Annotated in this window: 20 protein-coding genes and 2 pseudogenes; 11 read left to right on the top strand and 11 right to left on the bottom strand. The window is 59.7% G+C overall.

Going from position 1 to position 24,817, the window contains the following annotated elements:
• From AC1RL4_RS04335 to AC1RL4_RS04310, 6 genes and pseudogenes are all read left to right on the top strand, one after another.
• Positions 1-282: a hypothetical protein gene (locus tag AC1RL4_RS04335; protein WP_230175587.1), complete on the top strand. Its 282-nt coding sequence runs from the start codon at positions 1-3 to the stop codon at positions 280-282.
• A 96-nt stretch (positions 283-378) separates the two neighbouring features.
• On the top strand, positions 379-4,752 hold the full coding sequence (locus AC1RL4_RS04330) for an RHS repeat-associated core domain-containing protein (RefSeq protein ID WP_230175588.1): 4,374 nt from the start codon (positions 379-381) through the stop codon (positions 4,750-4,752).
• An 8-nt stretch (positions 4,753-4,760) separates the two neighbouring features.
• Positions 4,761-5,630: a tetratricopeptide repeat protein gene (locus tag AC1RL4_RS04325; protein WP_019580405.1), complete on the top strand. Its 870-nt coding sequence runs from the start codon at positions 4,761-4,763 to the stop codon at positions 5,628-5,630.
• Positions 5,631-5,674: 44 nt separating this feature from the next.
• A pseudogene (locus AC1RL4_RS04320) lies at positions 5,675-5,746 on the top strand (RHS repeat domain-containing protein); the annotation flags it as partial.
• A gap of 407 nt (positions 5,747-6,153) precedes the next feature.
• A complete protein-coding gene (locus AC1RL4_RS04315) occupies positions 6,154-7,176 on the top strand; it encodes an IS110 family RNA-guided transposase (RefSeq protein ID WP_204124222.1) in 1,023 nt (340 codons plus the stop codon).
• A gap of 256 nt (positions 7,177-7,432) precedes the next feature.
• Positions 7,433-7,657 (top strand): annotated as a pseudogene (locus tag AC1RL4_RS04310) (DUF6124 family protein); the annotation flags it as partial.
• An 88-nt stretch (positions 7,658-7,745) separates the two neighbouring features.
• On the opposite strand, the gene AC1RL4_RS04305 reads toward AC1RL4_RS04310, so the two are convergent.
• From AC1RL4_RS04305 to AC1RL4_RS04295, 3 genes are all read right to left on the bottom strand, one after another.
• Entirely contained in the window at positions 7,746-8,021 is a 276-nt protein-coding gene (locus AC1RL4_RS04305) for an HU family DNA-binding protein (protein WP_003213368.1), read from the bottom strand.
• Between the two features lie 192 nt (positions 8,022-8,213).
• Entirely contained in the window at positions 8,214-9,362 is a 1,149-nt protein-coding gene (locus AC1RL4_RS04300; RefSeq protein ID WP_007934519.1) for an NAD(P)/FAD-dependent oxidoreductase, read from the bottom strand.
• 18 nt (positions 9,363-9,380) lie between these two features.
• On the bottom strand, positions 9,381-9,548 hold the full coding sequence (locus AC1RL4_RS04295) for a rubredoxin (protein WP_007896465.1): 168 nt from the start codon (positions 9,546-9,548) through the stop codon (positions 9,381-9,383).
• A 200-nt stretch (positions 9,549-9,748) separates the two neighbouring features.
• Here AC1RL4_RS04295 and AC1RL4_RS04290 point away from each other — a divergent pair, with 200 nt between their 5' ends.
• Entirely contained in the window at positions 9,749-10,312 is a 564-nt protein-coding gene (locus AC1RL4_RS04290; protein ID WP_230175589.1) for a chorismate--pyruvate lyase family protein, read from the top strand.
• On the top strand, positions 10,312-11,202 hold the full coding sequence (gene ubiA, locus AC1RL4_RS04285) for a 4-hydroxybenzoate octaprenyltransferase (protein ID WP_204124225.1): 891 nt from the start codon (positions 10,312-10,314) through the stop codon (positions 11,200-11,202). The genes AC1RL4_RS04290 and ubiA overlap by 1 nt, the downstream gene beginning before the upstream one ends.
• Positions 11,203-11,268: 66 nt before the next feature.
• Here ubiA and AC1RL4_RS04280 read toward each other — a convergent pair whose 3' ends face one another.
• Entirely contained in the window at positions 11,269-11,652 is a 384-nt protein-coding gene (locus tag AC1RL4_RS04280) for a COG4315 family predicted lipoprotein (RefSeq protein ID WP_018927397.1), read from the bottom strand.
• 152 nt (positions 11,653-11,804) lie between these two features.
• Here AC1RL4_RS04280 and phoB point away from each other — a divergent pair, with 152 nt between their 5' ends.
• The 3 genes from phoB to AC1RL4_RS04265 all read left to right on the top strand — a co-directional run bounded on the left by phoB (position 11,805) and on the right by AC1RL4_RS04265 (position 15,320).
• The gene (gene phoB / locus AC1RL4_RS04275) at positions 11,805-12,494 is read left to right on the top strand and encodes a phosphate regulon transcriptional regulator PhoB (protein ID WP_007896474.1); all 690 of its coding nucleotides are present in this window, start codon (positions 11,805-11,807) and stop codon (positions 12,492-12,494) included.
• A gap of 75 nt (positions 12,495-12,569) precedes the next feature.
• Positions 12,570-13,856, top strand: coding sequence for a phosphate regulon sensor histidine kinase PhoR (gene phoR / locus AC1RL4_RS04270; protein ID WP_218585017.1), 1,287 nt, complete (start codon positions 12,570-12,572; stop codon positions 13,854-13,856).
• A gap of 123 nt (positions 13,857-13,979) precedes the next feature.
• Positions 13,980-15,320, top strand: a complete 1,341-nt coding sequence (locus AC1RL4_RS04265; protein ID WP_018927395.1) for a hemolysin family protein — start codon at positions 13,980-13,982, stop codon at positions 15,318-15,320.
• 66 nt (positions 15,321-15,386) lie between these two features.
• On the opposite strand, the gene AC1RL4_RS04260 is transcribed toward AC1RL4_RS04265, so the two are convergent.
• The 7 genes from AC1RL4_RS04260 to AC1RL4_RS04230 form a co-directional block, all read right to left on the bottom strand.
• On the bottom strand, positions 15,387-16,307 hold the full coding sequence (locus AC1RL4_RS04260; protein WP_019580403.1) for a peptidoglycan DD-metalloendopeptidase family protein: 921 nt from the start codon (positions 16,305-16,307) through the stop codon (positions 15,387-15,389).
• Between the two features lie 200 nt (positions 16,308-16,507).
• The gene (locus tag AC1RL4_RS04255) at positions 16,508-17,458 is read right to left on the bottom strand and encodes a response regulator (protein ID WP_028940113.1); all 951 of its coding nucleotides are present in this window, start codon (positions 17,456-17,458) and stop codon (positions 16,508-16,510) included.
• Positions 17,459-17,634: 176 nt separating this feature from the next.
• Entirely contained in the window at positions 17,635-18,396 is a 762-nt protein-coding gene (gene phoU, locus AC1RL4_RS04250; RefSeq protein WP_007934507.1) for a phosphate signaling complex protein PhoU, read from the bottom strand.
• 71 nt (positions 18,397-18,467) lie between these two features.
• Positions 18,468-19,301 carry a phosphate ABC transporter ATP-binding protein PstB gene (gene pstB / locus AC1RL4_RS04245; protein ID WP_008150054.1) on the bottom strand — a complete coding sequence of 278 codons (834 nt, stop codon included), beginning with the start codon at positions 19,299-19,301 and terminating at the stop codon, positions 18,468-18,470.
• 166 nt (positions 19,302-19,467) lie between these two features.
• Positions 19,468-21,138, bottom strand: coding sequence for a phosphate ABC transporter permease PstA (pstA, locus tag AC1RL4_RS04240; RefSeq protein WP_230175590.1), 1,671 nt, complete (start codon positions 21,136-21,138; stop codon positions 19,468-19,470).
• 15 nt (positions 21,139-21,153) lie between these two features.
• Entirely contained in the window at positions 21,154-23,436 is a 2,283-nt protein-coding gene (locus AC1RL4_RS04235; protein WP_019580400.1) for an ABC transporter permease subunit, read from the bottom strand.
• 240 nt (positions 23,437-23,676) lie between these two features.
• Positions 23,677-24,678, bottom strand: coding sequence for a phosphate ABC transporter substrate-binding protein PstS (locus tag AC1RL4_RS04230; RefSeq protein ID WP_019580399.1), 1,002 nt, complete (start codon positions 24,676-24,678; stop codon positions 23,677-23,679).
• Between the last annotated feature and the right edge of the window lie 139 nt (positions 24,679-24,817).

Raw genomic sequence — 24,817 nt, 5'->3', positions numbered from 1 at the left:
ATGGAAAAACTGGAAGACGATTACCCTGGCGATGCCGAATGGCAAGTGCTTGTGCAGTTATATGAAGAAGACTATCTCGACGACGACGCCCGCTCCCTGGCGAAACAACTGGATGGCAACCTCGATATGGCGGTCATTCTCTACGGTAAAAGAGGGCTCAAGGAAGGTTTGTGGTGGGTCGAACAGCAGGTGCCGGCCTTGGATAACATGCGGCCGGCCGATTGCCTCAAGGATCCGAAGCTGATCAAACGCCTGAGGACTGCGCTAATGCGCATGCCGTAACCAACAAGGAGAAAGGTGCAATGGAAGGCATCGAATTGCGCAACCCGCACAACGATTACGCAGCCGTCAGACACTTACGTCGGATTAACATCCCGCATGTCTGACGCACTCTGGGCCGCCCGCCTGGGCGATGCACTCGACCACACCTCGATGATGGCCGACATTCTTGGCGGCGTGCTGGAGGTGGCAGCGAACATCGCGATCACCGCGCTGGCGACGGCGGCCGTGGTGGCGGCGACGGGCATCACCGTCGTCACCGGCGGCCTCGGCTGCTTTCTGCTCGGCGCGGTGGTGGGCACCATCGTCGGCCTCGCCATGAGCAAGACCGGGGCCGACAAAGGCTTGAGCAACCTGTGCGAGAGCTTCAGCAATTCGCTGTTTCCGCCCACGGTGCAGGCGACGATTCTCACCGGTTCCACCAACACCCTCACCAACAACATCCCCGCCGCCCGGGCCGCCGGGGCGATTCCGTCCCATGTCGCGCCGGCCGGCACCGAGCTGGAGGCACCCGAGCCCGAAGCCGAGCCCAGCTATCTGGACATGGCCGAGAGCTTCTTCTCGCAGATGTGGCGCCCCACCGTCGCCACCCCGGCGCCCGGCGCCGTACCCAAGCCGCTGGACCTGGTCACCTGCATGAAGCATCCGCCGATGCCGCCGCAGTTTCTGGCCGAGGGCTCGGACAAAGTCACCATCAACGGCCAACCGGCCGTGCGCAGCGGCGACCGCACCACCTGCGACGCCAAGGTCGTATCGTCCGGGCTGATCTCCTCGAACGTGACCATTGGTGGCGGTTCGGTGGTGGTGCGCGAGATCCGCAGCGGCAAGACCCCGGGCGTGGGGCTGGCGGTCACCGCGTTGCTGATGCTCAAGGGCGGCAAGGGCAAGTTCTTCAGCAAATTGCCGTGCATGCTGATCGGCGGCGCGGCGTCGATGGCCGTCAGCAGCGCAATGGGCGCCATGGCCAACGCCGCCATGGGTTCGTCGAACCCGGTGCATGCCGCCACCGGGGCCAAGGTGCTGGGTGGAGACGAAGAGCTGGATTTCGTGCTGCCGGGCATCTTGCCGATCGATTGGCAGCGCTTCTACAACAGCCGTGACGAACGCCGCGACGGGCTGTTCGGCGCCGGTTGGAGCGTGTCCTACGAGGTGTGTGTTGAAATCCTGCCTCACCCGGAGGGTGGAGAAACGCTGGTCTACACCGATGAGCAGGGCCGGCGTATCGACATGGGTTCGATTCCTCTGGGCGGCGCGGTGTTCAGTGCCGGTGAAGGGCTGAGTGTTCGACGCCACGTCAATGGGCAGTTGTTGATTGAAAGCGATGACGGCGTATACCGTTTGTTCAATCCAACGCCGGGCAATACGGCGCTGCTGCGCCTTGATCAATTGGGCGACCGCAATGACAACCGCATCTACCTCGACTATGACGACGGCGGGCAGCTTGTTCGGCTGCGGGACACCTTCGATCTGGTGCAGGTCGAGCTGATTCAAGAAGGCCGTCGCGTGGCTCGGGTGGAACGCCTGTACCCCGACCAACACCGCGAAGTACTCGTCAGTTACGGCTATGACGCAGCCGGCAACCTGGCCGAAGTGCGCGACGCCACCGGCCAGGTGCAACGGCGCTTCAGCTACGACGCTAGGCGGCGGATGGTCGAGCATCAGTTGCCCACGGGGCTGCGTTGTTTCTATGAATGGGCCTTGATCGAAGACCTTGAATGGCGCGTGGTCCGGCACTGGACCGACGAGGGCGACACTTACCAGTTCGACTATGACCTGAAGGCCGGTGCAACGCGCATCACCGACGGCTCACAGCGCATCAGTACACGGCGCTGGAACACTCAGCACCAGATCACCGAATACACCGACAACCTCGGCCAGACCTGGCAGTTCGAGTGGAACGACGAACGCCAATTGCTCAGCGCCACCGACCCGCTGGGCGGGCGCTACGAATACAGCTACGACGACGCCGGCAACCTGATCGGCGAAACCGACCCGCTGGGCCGCAGTGACTCGACCTTATGGCTCGAGCATTGGGCCTTGCCGCTGGTGGAAACCGATGCTGCAGGCAACAGCTGGCAATATCGCTACGATCAGCGCGGCAACTGCATCGCCGAAACCGATCCGCTGGACCATGTCACCCGCTACCGCTACGACACCCAAGGCCAGGTCGTCGAGATCATCGACGCCACCGGCAAAAGCAAAAGACTGCGCTGGAACCCGTTCGGCCAACTGGTCGAACACATCGATTGCTCGGGTTATCCGACGCGGTTCAGCTACGACAACCGGGGCTATCTGCAAACGATCACCGATGCCCTCGGCGAACGCACCCAATTCAGCTACGACGCCCAGGGGCGGTTGCTCAGCAGCCAGTTGCCGGACGGCCGCACCGAGCAGTATCAGCGCGACGTCAGCGGCCAGTTGATCGGCTACACCGACCCGGCCGGGCACACCACGCTGTATCAACACAACCGCCGCGGCCAGGTGCGTCAGCGTACCGACGCCCATGGCCGACAGGTGCAGTTCGGGTACGACCGCTATGGGCGGCTGCAATCGCTGACCAATGAGAATGGCGAGAGTTATCGGTTTGCCTGGGATGCAGGGGATCGGCTGACAGAACAACAGGATCTGGATGGCAGTGCCAAGCGCTACACCTATGACCTGCTGGATAACGTCGCGGCGGTCACGGCTGTTCCGGCGCCTTACGGCAACGGCCTGGCCGTCGTCCCCGAGTCGCCCCCCGCTCCCATCGTTCACCGACTGGAACGCGACGCCGTCGGCCGGCTGATCGCCAAAATCACCGACGATGGCCGCACCGACTACACCTACGACCCACTGGACCAGCTCACCGCCGTCACCTTCACCGACCACCAGGGCAACGCACAAACCCTGAGCTTCGCCTACGACGCCCTCGGCCAGTTGCTCGCCGAACACAGCGCGGCTGGCAGCCTGCAATATCACTATGACGAACTCGGCAACCTGATCCAGACCCAACTGCCCGACGGCCGCTGGCTCAATCGCCTGTACTACGGCAGCGGCCACCTGCACCAGATCAACCTCGACGGCCAGGTCATCAGCGACTTCGAACGCGACCGCCTGCACCGCGAAGTGCTGCGCACCCAAGGCCAGATCAGCACTCGCAGCGACTACGACCGCAGCGGGCGCTTACGCTCACGCCAACGCCGACACACCAGCCAGCCATCGCTGATGCCGGCAGCGGTGCAGAAACATTTCGAGTACGACCCCGCCGACAACCTGATCGGCAAACTCGACCAACAACCCACTGCGCAACACCGCCAACTGCTGCACTACGACGCCACCGGCCGCATCATCGCCAGCCAGGACAGCCTGCACGGCCAGCGCGAAACCTTCGCCTACGACGCCGCCGCCAACCTGCTGGACGGCCCACAACCCGGCGCCGGGCTGGTGGTGCACAACAAACTGCTGACCTATCAGGACAAGCGTTATCGCTATGACGCGTTTGGCCGGATGATCGAAAAACGCAGCGCTCAACGGGGCCTGCAGCGCTTCGGTTACGACGCCGAAAGCCGGTTGATTGAAGTGCGCAATGAAAACGGCAGCGTGGTCAGGATGACCTACGACCCACTGGGCCGGCGCATCGAAAAAACCGTACACGACACCAACGGCTACCCTCTCGGCGAAACCCGCTTCACCTGGGACGGCCTGCGCCTGTTGCAGGAACATCGCCATCAACAGACCAGCCTCTACCTCTACGAAGACGAAGGTTACGAACCCCTGGCCCGCGTCGACGGCACCGGCCCACTGCAAAAAATCCGCTATTACCACAACGACCTCAACGGCCTGCCGGAACAACTCACCGAAGCAGACGGCCACAACGTCTGGCAGGCGAGTTATCGGGTGTGGGGCAACACGTTAGAAGAGGTGCGCGAGCCGTATTACATTGAAGAGCAGAATCTGCGGTTTCAGGGGCAGTACCTGGACCGGGAGACGGGGCTGCATTTCAATACGTTCAGGTTTTATGATCCGGATGTGGGGCGGTTTACTACGCCGGATCCGATTGGGTTGGATGGGGAACTCAACCTATACCAATACGCGCCGAATCCGATTGTTTGGGTGGATCCATGGGGATGGAAAACCTGTGGGGCAGCAAACGGAAACTCTAGGCAAAATAACAAGGCGAACCACGTCTACGTCATCCGGAACAAAAAGACTGGCCAGGTTTACAAGTTCGGCATCAGCGGTGGGAAAATTTCTAAAAATGGAAAGTCCTACCGAGCTGAATCTCAGGTACGCAAACTTAACAAGCGCCCAGGCTCTGATAAATACGAGTCCGCCATCATCAGAAAAAATGTAACGAGATCCAAGGCACTGAAAGTTGAGCAAGGTAGAGTCAATGGTTACTCGGTAGCCGCTCAAAGAGCCGGTCAAACGCCTTCGTTTCCAAAGGTTGGTATTAATCCAGTGGGCAACTCACTGCCAAACGCGACGAGATAGAAACTCTGATGAGCAAATATTTATCGACACTTGAAATCGACTCCCCTACGGAGCGCCTCCAGGCTCACAGCATTCGAGAGGCAGCCGTACTCTACGTTTATCTCCTTGCTACTAAGTGCAAGCTACCTGCTGGCGGCATTTCCAAAATAATTCTTCAGCAAGCTCCAGTCGAAGCAGAGAACACGCTTCTGGATGTTTGCACCTACTCTCATCCGTTCAAGCACCTCGATAAGCTACCTGCGGACGCTACGGACAGCGCCATTCGCCAATCGTTAATCGAGGACATTAACGAAGCGCTTTTGTCGCTGGCGGCGCTCAAAGGGTGGGATAGCGACCCGATACATAAGCTCCAAGCTGAAATAATCAAACGTGACTATCGGTTCTCAGGCACCTCGGGACGCTCACTAAAAAACCCGTCCAAAACGCTCACTGCAACGGCTGCTTGGCGCACGGATCAATACATCAACATCGGCGTCCTGATGCAGGGTTCAAAAAACACGCCTGAAGCATTTTTCACAGTCACGCGAATCAGCGTCGCGCTGGGTCTTTTTGAGTCGTTGCTGGGGCCTGTTGAATGGGTGAACGATCAAACCGTTCGGCTATTCCAGGTAAACAAACGCGATTATTGGGAGATTGATACCACATCCCAAACGGTGGAATTTCACTTTCCCCGAGCCGAATCCGGTGATGCCCACGGTCAATATGACTTGGCGAAAATGTACCTTGATGGATGGATAGTCGAGCAGGACTTTGAACGAGCCAGGCAGTGGCTGGAACGTTCAGCCGCTCAAGGTTTTTCCCGCGCAGTAAAGCTTTTGCAGCGAATGAATGATGGCGATGAAAACCTTGCCGATCCGGTGATGAACAGCAAGAAATAAACCAGCGAACACTGCTTCAAGCGCCCTCTGCTGCTCCTGATCGGATTGAAGTGTGCAACGAAAACGGCAGCGTGGTCAGGATGACCTACGACCCGCTGGGCCGACGCATCGAAAAACCGTACCGTCCCACGCCAATGCCTGACAGTGCTTGTTTAAAGAGCCTTGTAGGTAACGTCGTGAAAGCTACAACACCTTGCGTCGTTGCCTACGGCTACGCCAGAATCCGCCGGCTTGTGCGCTTTGGGGTCGGTCGGTAACTTGATTCGTGTCACTGATCGTCAGTGGTCGGGTTTAGTCGCCCGCTGGTAATTGAAGTTGTACAAGCGTCCGTCAGACAGGTACTTGCTACCTGCATTTTGATGGTGGCTGTGCGTAGGGCACCTTTGGGTGCGCCGGCTTCTTCAATTCCCCGGTCCGACTAACCTGCGTACAGCCGCCACCCCTAATGAGATGGTCAGCCCGGTACGGGAACCCCGGTAAATCTAAACTTGCCGGGGTTCTCACTTACTTGCGGAGACCTCTCATGGACAACTTGGACTTGCTCGGCCTGGATATTGGAAAAAGCACCTTTCATCTCATAGGGCACGACGCCAAAGGCAAGGAAGTCCTGCGCAAGAAATTCAATCGCAGCCGCTTGCTTGAGTTTGCCGCAAGGCTGAAGCCCTGCACCATAGCGATGGAGTCTTGTGGCGGTTCACACTGGCTTGCCAGGAAGCTCTTGTCCTTCGGTCATCAAGTGAAATTGATCGCGCCGCAGCATGTAAAACCCTACGTCACCGGAAACAAAAACGACTACATCGACGCTGAGGCAATCTGCGAAGCCGCATCCCGTCCTAAAACACGTTACGTCGCCATCAAAACCGTGGAACAGCAAGTGCTATCGACCCAGCACCGTCTACGGGAGGCGTTGGTAGGTCACCGGACTCAAACGATAAATCGCATTCACGGGTTCTTGCTTGAGTTCGGGATCGCATTGCCTGCAACAAAAGCGGCCATGAATCAGGTTCACCAAATTCTGGACGACCCTGCCGCAGAGTTACCGCAACAGCTGAAGTCCTTTATTGAACATCTGCTGGAAGAGATGAAACGGCTCAACGACGAGATTAAGGCGATTGACCGGAGTATCAAAGAGCAAGTGGACACTGATGATGCGGGAACACGCCTGATGAGCATCCCCGGCATCGGCCCTATCATCGCTAGCGCGCTGCTGGCCGACGTCGGGGACGCTTCCAATTTTCACTCGTCGCGAGACTTCGCCGCTTCGCTGGGACTGGTGCCGAGGCAGTATTCAACAGGCGACCAAACCGTCCTTTTGAACATCAGCAAGCGCGGTGATAAATACCTTCGAAAGCTTATGATTCAAGGCTCGCGTGCAGTTCTGGTGCACATAGATAAACGTACTGATGCTTTGGGGATTTGGTGCAGAGACCTGCTGATACGAAAACACCCGAATAAAGTCGCCTGCGCTTTGGCCAATAAATTGGCAAGGATCGTCTGGGCTGTTTTAGCTCGCGGAGTTAGCTACAACGCACAATCCATGGCTTGATCGAAATTCACTACCGGCTTTTGCGACGACAAGATGATGACGATAAACAGCTCAACTCCTGCATGAAAACCTGGTAAACGAGACAGCTCTCGAAGCTGGCCCCCTTTTTAAGGACAGGCAGGAGCGACTACTAAGGGCCAGGCGGCAAAACTGCCGACCATGAGCCCGGATACATTAGCGCAAGCATGCTTTACCGCTCATCACTCGTGGTTGCAGGAGGTGGGCTGACCATACATTCGTTTAGTCGGCGAAGGGCATCAACACTGAAGCCCTCCTCGCCAATGCCTCGGAAGATATCTTGTCCATCAGCGCCATCGCCGCCGACCTCGCCGACGACGTGGACGGTTCACGCCGCTCCGTAGCCCTGGCGCTCAGCCGCATGGCCGACGGGGTGCATTTGTTGGTGGAGCGAGCGCTGGATCACCTGAATGAGCCGGAAATAGCAGCGATTCTCGCCAGGAAACAAAGCCGAGTCGGCTGATCCGCCAGACAGAAAAAATGGGCACCCAACCTCGTTGGCGTGCCCATTTTTTATCCCGCTCGCCCGCTGCGCGGGAAGTCGGTGCGTGTTACGGATTAACGCTGTCTTTCAACGACTTGCCTGGCTTGAACGCAACAGTGTTGCTGGCTTTGATTTTTACCGGCTCACCGGTTTGCGGGTTCTTGCCGGTGCGGGCACCGCGATGGCGTTGCAGGAAGGTGCCGAAGCCCACCAGCGTGACGCTATCCTTGCGATGCAGAGCGCCGGTGATTTCTTCGAGAACGGCGTTGAGAACGCGATTGGCCTGTTCTTTGGTGAGATCTGCTTTTTCCGCGATGGCAGCGGCGAGTTCTGGTTTACGCATGAGTGAAGCCCCTTTGACGGTTTTTTGTTGTTATGTCCGTGCTGTTCTCGTTGGAACAGCGCCCAAGGCGCCGCAGGTGCTCTACTCTGCGGCAGACGGGAATGAGGATGGCATGCGCGCAAGAGCGGCGCCAGTCTCCCCGCGACCTTTGTGGGGGCAAAAACGGGGTGATTCCGACAGAACGACCGGCATTTACGCCAACAGGGCCGGAAGTTCTTTGTTCAGGGCGAGTTTTTCCATCACCGCCGCGCCGGTCAGGGCATAGCCCAGCAATTTGCCGGCGCTGTCGCGGCACAGCACCTTGATGTCCGCGCCCTGCCCTTCGACCGTCCAGACGCCCTCCGCGCCCCGTGGTGGCGGGGAAACCACCAATGGGCAGACCGGGGTTTTCACGGTGATCGGCATCGGGCCGTAACTCACCGCCGTAGGGTTTCCGGCGAGGGTCTGGGCCAGCGCTCTCGCACAGCTCATGAGGGGCATGACGTACAACAGATTCAGCCCATCGACCTCGGCGCAATCGCCCAGGGCGTAGATGTTGGCGTGAGAGGTTTTCAGGTGACGGTCAACCACCACACCACGATTGACCTGCACCCCGGCAGCGGCCGCCAGGTCGATGCGCGGACGCAGACCGATGGCTGACACCACTACGTCGCAAGGGATGACCTGGCCGTCAGACAAATGCGCTTCCAGGCCGTCAGCCACTCGCTGCAGGCGATTGAGCACCGGCCCGAGGTGGAAGCGCGCGCCCAGGCTTTCCAGGCCGGCCTGGACCGCAGCGGCCGCCGCCGGGTGGAGCAAGGTCGGCATGACTTGTTCGCAGGGGGCAACCAGCTGCACTTCGTAGCCACCGAGAATCAGGTCGTTGGCGAATTCGCAGCCAATCAAACCGGCGCCCAGCAGCAGCACCCGACGCTTGCCGGCCGCGGCTGCGCGAAAACGTGCGTAGTCTTCAAGGTCGTTGATCGGGAAAACCGCGTCGGCCGCGTCGCCTTCGATCGGCACCCGCACGGTTTCCGCGCCCCAGGCCAGGATCAGGTCACGATAGATCACTGATTCTTCGCCGATCCACAGGCGCTTGTGGCCCGGATCGATGCCGCTGATGCGCGTGTGGGTACGCACTTCGGCCTTCAATTGCTCGGCCATGGCGCCCGGTTCGGCCATGCTCAGGCCATCGGCGTCTTTATTCTTGCCAAAGCCGGTGGAAAGCATCGGCTTGGAGTAGGAGCGTCCGTCATCTGCGGTAATCAACAGCAGCGGGGTTTCGCCATCGAGTTTGCGAAACTCCCGGGCCAGGTTGTAGCCAGCCAGCCCAGTGCCGACGATCACGACAGGTGCGTTCATTCCTAGCTCCTTGGATGCTTAGTTGATTTCAATCATTTCAAAATCCATTTTGCCCACGCCGCAGTCCGGGCACAGCCAGTCTTCCGGCACGTCCTGCCATGGTGTGCCCGCCGCAATACCGTCGTCCGGCCAGCCTTCGGCTTCGTTATAGATCAGGCCGCAGACCACACATTGCCACTTTTTCATTCAGGTACTTCCTCGGGATTCAGGCTTTTGCCGGCGCGAACGGTCGATAGATGAAGCGTTGCCGTCCGGCTCAGGGCGTTTTGTACTGATCGGGCCCGTCAGATGCAAGCCTGTTCGGCGCAACGGCAGGCCGGATCAATCAAACTCGCCGCCTGACATGGTAAGCTCGCCGCCTCATTTGCTGCCAATAATGACTCACTGTGCCGCACTCAAAAGCCCCCTCCCCGACGCCGCTCTGGCTTTCTCAAAGCCAACTGATGCCCCGCCCCGACACGTCTACGCTCGATTGGTTATTCGATGAAGGGTCACTGACCCGACGCCTGACCCGTTTGTCGAATGACGGTTTCAGCGTCACACCGCTGTTCGAAGGCTGGCAATCGCTGCGCGCCGACGAATGTGCCGCGCTGGAGCTGGCCGAAGGCAGCGAAGGCTGGGTGCGCGAGGTGTATCTGCGCGGCCACGGTGAAGCCTGGGTGTTTGCCCGCAGCGTAGCCGCGCGTAGCGCGCTACAGGGCGACGGATTGCACATGGATGAGCTGGGCAGCCGTTCTCTGGGTGAATTGCTGTTTTGCGATCAGGCATTTCAGCGCCGGGCCATCGAGGTTTGTCACTATCCTCAAGCGTGGTTGCCGATGGAGGCTCAAGCACCTGAACTGTGGGGCCGGCGCTCACGTTTCGACCGTGGCGCCCTGAGCGTGCTGGTGGCCGAGATTTTCCTGCCGACCCTGTGGAGCGCCGCCCGCGCGCATCCGGAGAACTGCTGATGTACCAGAACCTGCTCAAGTCTCTGAACCGCGTGAATCCTCGGGCCTGGGATTTCATTCAGCTGACCCGCATGGACAAGCCGATCGGCATTTACCTGCTGCTGTGGCCGACATTGTGGGCACTGTGGATTGCCGGTGAAGGTTCGCCGTCACTGGCCAATATCGTGATTTTCGTGCTCGGCGTGGTACTGACCCGTGCTGGCGGCTGCGTGATCAACGACTGGGCGGACCGCAAGGTCGATGGCCATGTGAAACGCACCGAGCAGCGGCCGCTGGTGAGCGGCAAGATCAGCTCCAAAGAAGCCCTGGTGTTCTTCGCGCTGCTGATGGGCGTGAGCTTCTTGCTGGTGCTGTGCACCAACGCGGCGACTGTCTGGCTGTCGCTGGGCGGTTTGGCCCTGGCCTTCACGTATCCGTTCATGAAGCGTTACACCTATTACCCGCAAGTGGTGCTGGGCGCGGCGTTCTCCTGGGGCATGCCGATGGCGTTCACTGCCGAGACTGGTGAGTTGCCGGCGACAGCCTGGTTGCTGTGGATCGCCAACTTGCTGTGGACCGTGGGCTACGACACCTATTACGCCATGACCGACCGGGACGATGACCTGAAGATCGGGGTGAAATCCACCGCGATCCTGTTTGGCGACGCCGACCGGGTGATCATTCTGACCTTGCAAGGCCTGGCGCTGGGCTGCCTGTTGCTGGCTGGCTCGAAATTCCATCTCGGTGGCTGGTTCCACCTTGGGTTGCTGGTGGCGGCAGGCTGCTTTGCGTGGGAGTTCTGGTACACCCGCAGCAAAGACCGGATGCGCTGCTTCCAGGCGTTTTTGCATAACCACTGGGCGGGGCTGGCGATTTTCGTGGGGATTGTGCTGGATTACGCGTTACGTTGACTGCGATTGATCTGTAGCAGCTGCCGAACTCAGGCTTCGCCAGCTGCTACAGGGCAGGCAAATCGCTTACTTGTGTTCGCCAATCACGTGCCACATTTTCATCATGCCGTCGCCTTTCATGTCTCCCGGCTTGCTATCCATTTTGTAGGTGTACATTGGCTTGCCGTCGTAAGTCCATTGCATTGTGCCGTCGTCACGCTTGATCGGCTTCCATTCACCCATGGGCTTGGCATCCATCGGAGCCATCATCGGCGGCCAGTTCTTCGCACACTCACCCATGCACATCGACTTGCCGTCCTTGTCCTTGTCAAAGGTATACAAGGTCATACCCTTCTGATCGACCATCATGCCGCCTTTCATCATGGCGGGTTCTGCCGCAAAGGCCAGGGACGGCAGCGTTAACGCAGCCGTGACCAGCAGGACCTTCCAGGATTTAGCAATGTGATTCATGGAAACCTTCCTTTTGTGGTTGTCAGGATTCGGAATTAGAGCTTAGTTCAGGATCGCGACAATCGCAGGGTGGCTAAAATACTGTCACACGACTGCAATAATTCCGTTATCTAATGCGGCGCAAGACAGTTAAATGACAAGAGGATTAAGGCATGGTTGGCAGGAGCATTCTGATCGTCGACGACGAAGCGCCCATTCGCGAAATGATCGCCGTTGCGTTGGAAATGGCCGGCTATGACTGCCTGGAGGCGGAGAACTCCCAGCAGGCCCATGCCATTATCGTCGACCGCAAACCGGACCTGATCCTGCTCGACTGGATGCTGCCCGGCACCTCCGGCATCGAGTTGGCCCGCCGCCTAAAGCGCGACGAGCTGACCGGGGATATCCCGATCATCATGCTCACCGCCAAGGGTGAAGAGGACAACAAGATCCAGGGCCTGGAAGTCGGCGCCGACGACTACATCACCAAACCGTTTTCCCCCCGCGAACTGGTGGCACGCCTCAAAGCCGTACTGCGCCGCGCCGGCCCGACCGATGGCGAAGCGCCGATCGAAGTCGGCGGCCTGTTGCTCGACCCGATCAGCCATCGCGTGACCATCGACGGCAAACCTGCCGAGATGGGCCCGACCGAGTACCGTTTGCTGCAATTCTTCATGACCCACCAGGAACGCGCCTACACCCGCGGCCAGTTGCTGGATCAGGTCTGGGGCGGCAATGTCTACGTCGAAGAGCGCACTGTCGACGTGCACATCCGTCGCCTGCGCAAAGCCCTCGGCGATGCCTACGAAAATCTGGTACAAACCGTGCGCGGCACCGGCTACCGGTTTTCCACCAAGGCCTGAACAGACCGCCAGCCTCGCTGACAAGGACGCATATTTTCCGTGAACCAAAACTGGCATGGCACCCTGATTCGCCACATGCTGTTGCTGGTCACCGCCTGCCTGGTGATCGGCCTGATTTCCGGCTACTACGGCTGGAGTCTCGCCGTGGGCCTGGGTGTTTACCTGGCCTGGACCCTCAAACAGCTGCTGCGCCTGCACGAATGGCTGCGCCTGCACCAACCCGATGAAGCACCGCCCGACGGCTATGGCCTGTGGGGCGAAGTGTTCGACAGCATCTATCACCTGCAACGCCGCGACCAACGGGTACGCGGACGCCTGCAAGCGGTGATCGACCGAGTCCAGGAATCCACTGCCGCGCTGAAAGACGCAGTGATCATGCTCGACAGCGACGGCAACCTTGAGTGGTGGAACCGCGCCGCCGAAACCCTGCTCGGCCTCAAGACTCCTCAGGACAGTGGCCAGCCGGTGACCAACCTGGTGCGCCATCCGCGCTTCAAGGAATACTTCGAGCAGGACAACTACGCCGAACCATTGGAGATTCCGTCGCCGATCAACGATCGCCTGCGCATTCAGCTGTACATCACCCGCTATGGCAACAACGAGCACTTGATGCTGGTGCGCGACGTGACGCGTATCCATCAGCTGGAGCAGATGCGCAAAGACTTCATCGCCAACGTGTCCCACGAGCTGCGCACGCCCCTGACGGTGATTTGCGGCTACCTGGAAACCCTGCTCGATAACGTCGAGGACGTGAATCCGCGCTGGACCCGTGCCCTGCAGCAAATGCAGCAGCAAGGCGGGCGCATGCAGACCTTGCTTAACGATTTGCTGCTGCTGGCCAAACTGGAAGCCACCGATTACCCGTCGGACAACCAACCAGTGTCCATCGACAGCCTGCTGCAATCGATCAAGAGCGATGCCCAGCAGCTGTCGGGTCAGAAAAATCAGCGCATCACCCTGGAAGCCGACCCGACGATTCTGCTCAAGGGCAGTGAAGCCGAACTGCGCAGTGCGTTTTCCAATCTGGTGTTCAACGCAGTGAAATACACCCCGGCCGAGGGCAATATCCGCATTCGCTGGTGGGGCGACGAGCAAGGCGCACACCTGAGCGTGCAGGATTCGGGAATCGGCATCGACAGCAAACACCTGCCGCGCCTGACCGAACGCTTCTACCGCGTCGATTCCAGCCGCAATTCCAACACCGGCGGCACCGGGCTGGGGCTGGCCATCGTCAAACATGTGCTGCTGCGACACCGGGCACGCATGGAAATCAGCAGTGTGCCGGGACATGGCAGTACGTTTACCTGCCATTTTGCGCCGGCCCAGGTCACCAAATCCCGCGTGATCAGTGCAGCGGACTGATACCGACCAGCACTCACCACTAGGCAATCGATCAGTCAGCCGCTACATTGGCTGACTTGTGCCTGCCCTTCAGGCACTGCATTTCCCCCTTTTTTGAATACACGGAACCCGCAAAACTCCATCATGGACCCTTCCCCTGGCTTGACCCTCGCAACAATATTCGCCGACTTCGGCATGATTCTTTTTGCTCTGATCCTGGTTTTGCTCAACGGCTTTTTCGTTGCGGCAGAGTTTGCCATGGTCAAACTGCGCTCGACCCGGGTCGAAGCCATCGCTGAACAGCACGGCTGGCGCGGGCACATCCTGCGCACCGTACACAGTCAGCTCGATGCTTACCTGTCAGCGTGCCAACTGGGTATCACCCTCGCTTCTCTGGGTCTGGGCTGGGTCGGCGAACCGGCGTTCGCGCACCTCCTGGAGCCTGTACTGAGTGCCGTGGGTGTAGATTCCGCTGAGGTGGTCAAGGCGGTTTCGTTCTTCACGGCGTTCTTCATCATTTCGTACCTGCACATCGTGGTCGGTGAGCTGGCACCAAAATCCTGGGCCATCCGCAAACCCGAGTTGCTGTCGCTGTGGACGGCGGTGCCGCTGTACTTGTTCTACTGGGCCATGTACCCGGCCATCTACCTGCTCAACGCCAGCGCCAACCAGATCCTGCGCATCGCCGGGCAAGGTGAGCCCGGCCCGCACCACGAGCACCATTACAGCCGCGAAGAACTGAAACTGATCCTGCACTCCAGCCGTGGCCAGGACCCAAGCGACCAAGGCATGCGCGTACTGGCCTCGGCGGTGGAAATGGGCGAGCTGGAAGTGGTCGACTGGGCCAACTCCCGGGAAGACCTGGTCACACTTGAGTTCAACGCTCCGCTCAAGGAAATCCTGGCGTTGTTCCGTCGCCACAAGTTCAGCCGCTACCCGGTGTACGACAGCGAGCGTAAAGAGTTCGTCGGCCTGCTGCACATCAAGGATCTGCTGCTGGAACTGGCCGCCCTTGATCACATTCCCGAGTCGTTCAACCTCGCCGAACTGACCCGACCACTGGAGCGCGTATCGCGGCACATGCCGCTGTCGCAACTGCTGGAGCAGTTCCGCAAGGGCGGCTCGCACTTCGCCTTGGTCGAGGAAGCCGACGGCAACATCATCGGCTACCTGACCATGGAAGATGTGCTGGAAGTGCTGGTGGGCGACATTCAGGACGAACACCGCAAGGCTGAACGCGGGATCCTCGCGTATCAGCCGGGTAAGCTGCTGGTGCGGGGTGATACGCCGCTGTTCAAGGTGGAGCGCCTGCTGGGCATCGACCTGGACCACATCGAAGCCGAAACCCTCGCCGGGCTGGTCTACGAAACCCTGAAACGGGTGCCGGAAGAGGAAGAAGTGCTGGAAGTCGAAGGTTTGCGGATCATCATCAAAAAGATGAAAGGGCCGAAGATCATATTGGCCAAGGTGTTGATGCTGGACTGAGCCACGCCCTTGTAGGAGCCGGCTTGCTGGCGATCAGGAGCGCTGCGGTGTCTCTGTTATACCGCGTTATCGTTCATCGCCAGCAAGCCGGCTCCTACTGCCCAACGCAAAGTTGGGCAACGCCCCCACCGGTTGATTGAACTGGTACGGAATCGACACCAGGCCCAACCCGGTATTGCGCTGCACCACGAAGTGCAGGTGCGGGCCGCTGCTGTTGCCGGTGTTGCCCGACAGCGCCAGCGCACTGCCCACCACTACCCGCTGACCTTCCCGTACGCAGACCGAACCTTTCTTGAGGTGCAGGTACACGCCCATGGTCCCGTCATCGTGCAACACCCGCACGAAATTGCCCGACGGATCGTTGCCGCGCCCAGTCTGGCCATTCTCTGTTTTCACCACCACCCCGCCGCGCGCCGCGATGATCGGCGTGCCTTCGGGCATGGCGATGTCCATCGCGTAACGGTTTTTCGGTCCGTAGTGGCTGTATTGGCCATTGGCGCCCTGGGTCAGCCGAAACGGACCGCCACGCCAGGGCAACGGATATCGATAGGCCATGGCAGCCCCTGAGGGGTCGCCCAGGGAATATGCGAACCTTGGGTTATACACGATCGGCCTTCCAGCCTTCGTCGGCGTGAGCAGGGCCAGACGAAGGTTACTGCGCGCCGGCATCACCCGCCGGATCGGTCGGCTCGGCGCACCGCTGACGTTCTGCAGCCCGTCGAAACTCAGCTCGATCTCGACCGGCGCATACAGGTCATTGCGCACGAACACGCTGTCGATGCCATTCATCCTCTTGATGTCGAGGTACACCTGCCGCTCAAGGTGTTCGACCATTCGGTCGCGAAAAACGAACACCTTCGCGCCTTTGGTGGGGCGGTCGCTGTAAGAGACCACGCCACTGGCATCAGTGGACCTGTAGATCGTCATGGCCACAGCCGAGGTGGAGGCCATGAAAAGACCACAGAAAAACAGCAGGCGCGCGAGCATGGGCAAAATTCTGTTGAGTAGGCCTGGGAAGGAGCCTAGCAGCAGAAATGGACCTGCGTAGTCGACAGATGTTTCAAATGATCATTCCCACGCTCTGCCTGGGAATGCAGCAAGGGACGCTCTGCGCCCCATCCGAAGCGGACGCGGAGCGTCCGGGGAGGCATTCCCACGCAGGGCGCGGGAATGATCAGCGGTACACGTTACGCACCCGGTACGAAGTGCTTCTGCGCGGTGCCACGGGCGATCAGGCGGGAGATGTAGTCGAGCTTCTGTGCATCCTGGTCGACAAAGCGGAACGTCAGTTGCAGCCACTCACTGTCCGGCTTCGGTTCGTGGGCGACGATGGCGTGCAGGTAGCCGTTAAGACGGGCAATTTCGGCGTTGTCGCCCTGCTCCAGGTCGAGTACGGCGTTGTCGAGGACTTGCGGCAAGGTGTCGGTGCGTTTCACCACCAGCAGCGCTTCCTTGATGCTCAAGGCCTTGATCACGCATTGCTGAGTGCCGCTCGACAGGCGCAGTTGGCCTTGGCCACGACCGCCAGCTGATGCGGAGGCAGCGGCAGGCGCCTTGACCGGTGGGTTGTTGAGCAGGCCGCGAGACGGCGCCGCAGCCGGGGCTGGCGCGGCGGCGGCAGGTTTGGCAAACGGGTTGACCACAGCAGCCGCGGGTGCGACCACCGCCGCTTTGCCACCGGTCAATGCGCTCAGGGAATCGTTGCCGAACGCCGAGTTCATTTTGGTCGGCGCGCTGTTCATCAAGGTATCGAGCTTGCCGACCTTGTTCAGCGCCTGCTTGACCTTGGTCAGCAACTGCTCGTTGGTGAACGGCTTGCTGACATAGCCGGAAACCCCGGCCTGGATCGCCTGGACCACGTTCTCTTTGTCGCCACGGCTGGTCACCATGATGAACGGCATGGTTTTGAGGTTGTCCTGCTCGCGGCACCAGGTCAGCAACTCCAGACCGGACATTTCCGGCATTTCCCAGTCGCACAGAACCAGGTCGAACGCTTCCTTGGCCAGCATGGCCTGGGCCTTTTTACCGTTGACGGCATCTTCGGTCCGGATCCCCGGGAAGTAGTTGCGCAGGCACTTTTTTACCAGGTCACGAATGAACGACGCATCGTCCACGACCAACACACTGATCTTGCTCATCCAACACCCCTTTAAAAATCCCGGCAAGCATAACGCTGGCTGATGGCACTTTGCCAAAACTCTTCAGTCACGCCGGGACTTTTCGTTCGCGGGTGCTGCTTTTCAATTCGGCTTTTCAAAAAGCCGCACAAACAAAAACGCCCGGCCAAGGGGCCGGGCGCTTTTCTTGGGCAACCTTACTTATCGTCAGCTTTGTCCGGAACATTAGCGGTTTCGGCACTTGTGCCTTCCACTTCTTCCTTCATGCGCTTGAGGCCCAGGTGACGCACGTCGGTGCCGCGTACCAGGTAAATCACCAGTTCCGAGATATTGCGCGCGTGGTCGCCGATCCGCTCCAGAGAACGCAGCACCCAGATAATGCTCAAGACCCGCGAGATAGAGCGCGGGTCTTCCATCATGTAAGTGGCCAGTTCGCGCAGCGCGGTCTTGTATTCGCGGTCGATGATCTTGTCGTACTGCGCCACCGACAGCGCCAAGTCGGCGTCGAAGCGGGCAAATGCGTCCAGGGCATCGCGAACCATGTTGCGCACCTGGTCGCCGATGTGGCGAACCTCGACGTAACCGCGCGGCGCTTCGCCTTCTTCGCACAACTGAATGGCCCGACGGGCAATTTTGGTGGCTTCGTCGCCGATACGCTCGAGATCGATCACCGATTTGGAGATGCTGATGATCAGACGCAAGTCCGACGCCGCCGGCTGACGACGGGCCAGAATGCGCAGGCATTCTTCGTCGATGTTGCGTTCCATCTGGTTGATCTGGTCGTCGACCTCGCGCACTTGCTGGGCCAGGCCGGAGTCGGCCTCGATCAGCGCGGTGACCGCGTCGTTGACCTGCTTCTCGACCAGCCCGCCCATGGCCAGGAGGTGGCTGCGCACTTCCTCGAGCTCAGCGTTGAACTGCTGGGAGATGTGATGGGTAAGGCCTTCTTTACTAATCATGTTGGCGTCCTTGGAGCGTCCGGTAAGGTGCGGTGGGCCGCAGCGTCAGTTCAGTGAGCAACAACAGCTTCCTAGCCGTAACGACCGGTGATGTAGTCTTCGGTCTGCTTCTTCGCCGGATTGGTGAACAGGGTGTCGGTGTCGCCGAACTCCACCAGTTTGCCCATATACATGAACGCCGTGTAGTCGGAAACCCGCGCGGCCTGTTGCATGTTGTGGGTCACGATAACAATGGTGAACTTGGATTTCAGTTCGTAGATCAGCTCTTCGACTTTCAGCGTGGAGATCGGGTCGAGTGCCGAGCACGGTTCGTCGAGCAGCAGCACTTCCGGCTCCACGGCGATGGTGCGGGCAATCACCAGACGTTGCTGCTGACCACCGGACAGACCGAGTGCCGACTCGTGCAGACGATCCTTGACTTCATCCCACAGCGCCGCGCCTTTCAACGCCCACTCGACGGCTTCGTCGAGGATGCGCTTTTTGTTGATGCCCTGGATGCGCAAACCGTAAACCACGTTTTCATAGATGGTTTTCGGGAACGGGTTGGGCTTCTGGAACACCATGCCGACCCGGCGACGCAGCTCGGCCACGTCCTCGCCCTTGCGGTAGATGTTGTTGCCGTAGAGGTTGATCGCGCCTTCTACGCGGCAGCCATCCACCAGGTCGTTCATGCGGTTGAAAGTGCGCAACAGCGTGGACTTGCCACAGCCGGACGGGCCGATGAAGGCGGTCACGCGCTGTTTCGGGATGTTCATGCTGACGTCATACAGCGCTTGTTTGTCGCCGTAGAACAGGCTCAGGCCAGGCACTTCGATGGCCACGGTTTCCTGCTCGAGACTCAGGCTCTGTTTGTCGCGGCCCAGGGCCGACATGTTGATGCCGTGAGTGTGTGCTTCGTGCTGCATGGGAGGCTCCCTGTGCTAACAAATTCGGTTCGGGGCCGCAGGCCAGGCCCGCGGTTACGCAATTCTTTGTAGGAGCCGGCTTGCTGGCGATGCAGACAACTCGGTCCCGCAGGCTCACCGCGGTGATGCCTTCGCCAGCAAGCCGGCTCCTACAGTTCGGTGTTGATTAGCTATCCAGCGCCTTGTACTTCTCGCGCAGGTGGTTACGGATATAAACGGCCGACAGGTTCAATGTCGCGATCACCAGCACCAGCAGCAGCGCCGTGGCATACACCAGCGGCCGCGCGGCTTCTACGTTCGGGCTCTGGAAGCCGACGTCATAGATGTGGAAGCCCAGGTGCATGATCTTCTGGTCCAGGTGCAGGTACGGGTAGTTGCCATCCAGCGGCAGCGACGGCGCCAGTTTCACTACACCCACCAGCATCAGCGGCGCCACTTCACCGGCGGCGCGGGCCACGGCGAGGATCATGCCGGTCATCATCGCCGGGCTGGCCATCGGCAGCACGATCTTCCACAAGGTCTCGGCCTTGGTCGCGCCGAGGGCCAACGAGCCTTCGCGCACGGTGCGAGGAATCCGCGCCAGACCTTCTTCGGTGGCCACGATCACCACCGGCACAGCCAGCAGGGCCAAGGTCAACGAAGCCCACAGCAGACCCGGCGTACCGAAGGTCGGCGCCGGCAAGGCTTCGGGAAAGAACAACCGGTCGATCGAGCCGCCCAGTACATAAACGAAGAAGCCCAGGCCGAACACGCCGTAAACGATCGCCGGAACACCCGCCAGGTTGTTCACCGCGATGCGGATCACTCGGGTCAGCGTGTTCTGCTTGGCGTATTCACGCAGGTAGACCGCCGCCAGCACACCGAACGGGGTGACGATCATCGCCATGATCAAGGTCATCATCACTGTGCCGAAAATCGCCGGGAAGATCCCGCCTTCGGTGTTGGCTTCGCGCGGGTCATCACTGAGGAATTCCCAGACCTTGCTGAAGTAGAAGCCCACCTTGGTGAAGGTGCTCATGGCGTTCGGCTGATAGGCGTGAACCACTTTGCCGATACCGATCTCGACCTCTTTACCGTTCGCGTCACGAGCCGTCAGGCTGTCACGGTTGAACTGCTTGTGCAGGTCGTTCAGACGCGCTTCGATTTCCTGATAACGGGCATTCAGCTCGGCGCGCTCAGACTCCAGGTCCGCCTGTGCGGTAGCGTCGAGACGGCCGGCCAATTCCAGCTTGCGACCGTGCAGACGAACACGTTCGAGACCGGCGTTGATCGCGCCGATGTCGGTTTTTTCCAGGCTCTTGAGCTGCCCAGCCAACTGGTTGACGCGATCGACACGGGCCTGCAACTCAGGCCATGCGGCTTCGCCTTCAGCGATGACCTTGCCGTCCTCTTTGACGTTGACCAGGTAGCCGTAGAAGTTGCCCCACTCGCGACGCTCGATGGTCATCAGCTCTGGCGGGGTTTTCTGGTTGGTCAGCCACTCGCCGACAATCCAGGTGAAGTCCGTGCCGTTCAGATCGCGGTTGCCGACCTTGATCAGCTCGCGGGTCATGAACTCCGGGCCCTGATCGGGCACCGGCAGGCCAGCGGTTTTCAGGCGCTCGCGTGGCACTTCTTCCTTCTGCACCACTTCGCCGATGACCAGGTGGTTGGCCTGGCCCGGCACGTCGTAATTGGCGTGGATCAGGTCCGCCGGCCAGAAGTGCCCCAGACCGCGCACGGCAATGACCGCCAGCAGGCCAATGGTCATGATGACCGCAATGGACACCGCGCCGCCGCTGATCCAGACGCCGGGGGCGCCGCTCTTGAACCATCCATTCAGGGAGTTCTGTTTCACAGACTTCTACCTTTGTTAAAGCGACGAGTATTTCTTGCGCAGACGCTGACGAATCAGTTCCGCGAGGGTGTTCATGATGAAGGTGAACAACAGCAGCACCAGCGCCGAGAGGAACAGCACGCGGTAGTGGCTGCCGCCGACTTCCGATTCGGGCATTTCCACCGCGACGTTGGCTGCCAGTGTGCGCAGGCCTTCGAACAGGTTCATTTCCATGACCGGGGTGTTACCGGTGGCCATCAGCACGATCATGGTTTCACCGACCGCACGGCCCATGCCGATCATCAGCGCCGAGAAGATGCCCGGGCTGGCGGTGAGGATCACCACGCGAGTCATGGTCTGCCACGGCGTGGCGCCGAGGGCCAGGGAACCAAGAGTCAGGCCGCGCGGCACGCTGAACACGGCGTCTTCGGCAATGGAGTAGATGTTCGGGATGACCGCAAAACCCATGGCCAGGCCGACCACCAGAGCGTTGCGCTGGTCGTAGGTGATGCCCAGGTCGTGGGAGATCCACATACGCATGTCACCGCCGAAGAACCAGGCTTCCATGTACGGGCTCATGTACAGCGACAGCCAGCCCACGAACAGAATCACCGGGATCAGGATCGCGCTTTCCCAGCCGTCCGGCACTTTCAGGCGGATCGACTCAGGCAGGCGACTGAAGACGAAACCCGCCACCAGAATGCCGATCGGCAGGAGCATCAGCAGGCTGAAGATGCCCGGCAAATGCCCTTCTACATACGGTGCGAGGAACAGGCCGGCGAAGAAGCCGAGGATCACCGTCGGCATCGCTTCCATCAGTTCGATCACCGGCTTGACCTTGCGACGCATGCCCGGGGCCATGAAGTACGCGGTGTAGATCGCCGCGGCGACGGCCAGGGGCGCGGCCAGCAGCATGGCGTAGAACGCGGCTTTCAGGGTACCGAAGGTCAGCGGCGAGAGACTCAGCTTGGGTTCGAAGTCGGTGTTGGCGGCGGTCGATTGCCAGACGTATTTAGGCTCGTCGTAGTTCTCGTACCAGACCTTGCTCCACAACGCGCTCCAGGAAACTTCCGGGTGCGGGTTGTCGAGCAGCAACGGTTGCAGCTTGCCGCCCTGCTCCACGATCACGCGGTTGGCCCGTGGCGACAGGCCGAACAGGCCTTGGCCGTCGACCACCTGATCCACCAGCAAAGTGCGGTGCGCGGTGCTGTGGAACACGCCGAGTTTGCCGGACGCATCAAGGGCTACGAAGCCTTTTCGACGTTCTTCGGCGGTGATTTCAACAATCGGCGCAGCGCCCATCTGGAAGGTGCGGATTTGCTTCAGGCGCAGTTCGCCATCGTGATCGCGAGCCATGAACCACTGGGCGAGACCGCCCTTGGAGTCGCCGAGGATCAGTGAGATACCACCCACCAGCTGGGTGCTGGCGGTAATCTCGGCATCGCCGTCTTCGAGCAATTTGTAGCGACCGTTGAGACTCTTGTCACGCAGGCTGAACACATCGGCTTGAGCACGACCGTTGACCACGTACAGCCACTGCTGACGCGGGTCGACGAAGATGTTCTTCACCGGCTCGGTCATTTGCGGCAGGTCGATACGTTTCTGCTCGTTGGTGACTTCGCCGGTCATCATGTTTTCTTCGCTGGTCAGCGACATGACATGCAGTTGCGCACCGGTGGAGCCAGCCAGCAGCAGGGTCGAATCGGTGGCATTGAGGCTGACGTGCTCCAGAGCGCCGCCCGCCTCGTTCAGCACGATTGGCGTTTCGCCGTACGGGTATTCGATGGCCGGCGAGATGGTTTTCTTGCCGTCCGGGTAGCTGACTTTATAGGTGTGGCGGAACACCAGCACCTGACCGTTGGACAACCCCACTGCGACCAATGGATGGCCGGGTTGATCTTCACCGATGGAGGTCACGCTGGTACCGGCCGGGATCGGCAGGTCGACGCGGCGCAGTTCGGCGCCGCTATCGATATCAAAGAATAGCGCCTGGCCCTTGTCGGAAACCCGCATGGCCACCTGGTTCTGTTCTTCAAGGGAGATCATCAGCGGCTTGCCGGAGTCTTGCATCCAGGCGGGCGTGATGGCGTCTTTGGCGGTCAGGTCTGCACCCTGGAACAGCGGCGCGACAACATAACCGAGGAAGAAGAAGATCAGGGTGATCGCGCCCAGGACGGCGAGGCCGCCGACAAGAACGTACCAACGGGTCAGGCGATCTTTCAGCGCACGAATACGGCGCTTGCGGTGCAGCTCAGGCGTATTGAAGTCAATTCGCTTGGGGGGATTTGTAGTCATGGTGGAGTTGGCCAGATCATTCATGCGCACACCCTAGCGATCCTGTATGACAGAAAGATGACAATGCAGTGACGCAACAAATCCGCCGCCAGTGGAAACTGGCAGTGGATCGGAAATTTGGGGGCCGGTATTTACCGGCAATTGTAGGAGCAAGGCTTGCCCGCGAAGGGGTCGTTACATTCAACATCAATGTTGACCGACCCACCGCTTTCGCGGGCAAGCCTCGCTCCTACTCAGGTCCGGGTTTACCCCGGACCTAGGGTTTTACTTTTTTGCGACTTCAGCGCCGCCTTCCGCGAGACCCAGGTCAGCCAGTGCTTTTGCAGCTACCTTGGCTGGCAGTGGGATGTAGCCGTCTTTCACTACAACTTCCTGGCCCTGCTTGGACAGAACCAGTTTCACGAACTCGGCTTCCAGCGGGGCCAGAGGCTTGTTCGGGGCTTTGTTGACGTATACGTAGAGGAAACGCGACAGCGGATACTTACCGTTCAGGGCGTTTTCTTCGGTGTCTTCGATGAATTCAGTGCTGCCTTTCTTGGACAGGGCCACGGTCTTCACGCTGGCGGTCTTGTAGCCGATGCCCGAGTAACCGATGCCGTTCAGCGAGGAGCTGATCGACTGCACGACCGACGCCGAGCCTGGTTGTTCGTTGACGTTTGGCTTGTAGTCGCCTTTGCACAGGGCTTCTTCTTTGAAGTAGCCATAAGTGCCGGATACCGAGTTACGACCGAACAGTTGTACTGGCTTGTTGGCCAGGTCGCCGGTCACACCCAGGTCGCCCCAGGTTTTCACATCAGCTTTGGCGCCGCACAGACGAGTCGAGGAGAAGATCGCGTCGACTTGTTCCATGGTCAGGTGCTGGATCGGGTTGTCTTTGTGTACGAAGACCGCCAGGGCGTCCACGGCCACCGGGATAGCGGTTGGCTTGTAGCCATACTTCTGCTCGAAGGCCGCCAGTTCGGTGTCCTTCATCTTGCGGCTCATCGGGCCCAGGTTGGAGGTGCCTTCAGTCAGCGCAGGTGGCGCGGTGGCGGAGCCAGCAGCCTGAATCTGGATGTTTACGTTCGGGTATTCTTTTTTGTAGTTCTCAGCCCACAGGGTCATGAGGTTGGCCAGGGTATCGGAGCCGACGCTGGACAGGTTGCCCGACACACCAGTGGTCTTGGTGTAGCTCGGGATAGCAGGGTCAACAGCGGCAACCGCGTTGGCAGTCGCAACGCCAGCAGCGACAAAAGTCATTGCCGCCATCAAACGCTTCAGTTTCATGCCTTACTCCTAGCAGATAGGGTGTGTTAAGTCGGGGCCAAGTATCAGCAGGCCGTGTGAACACTCTATGGCTGAAATATGACAATTGGATGAAAGGCCAGTATTTGGATTTTTGAAGGGATATCGCGTCATCGTTCTT

The sequence above is a fragment of the Pseudomonas sp. GW822-FHT07A10 genome (assembly GCF_058798795.1).
The sequence above is the reverse complement of the archived record's forward strand: the minus strand, read 5'-3'. Positions and strand labels throughout refer to the sequence as shown.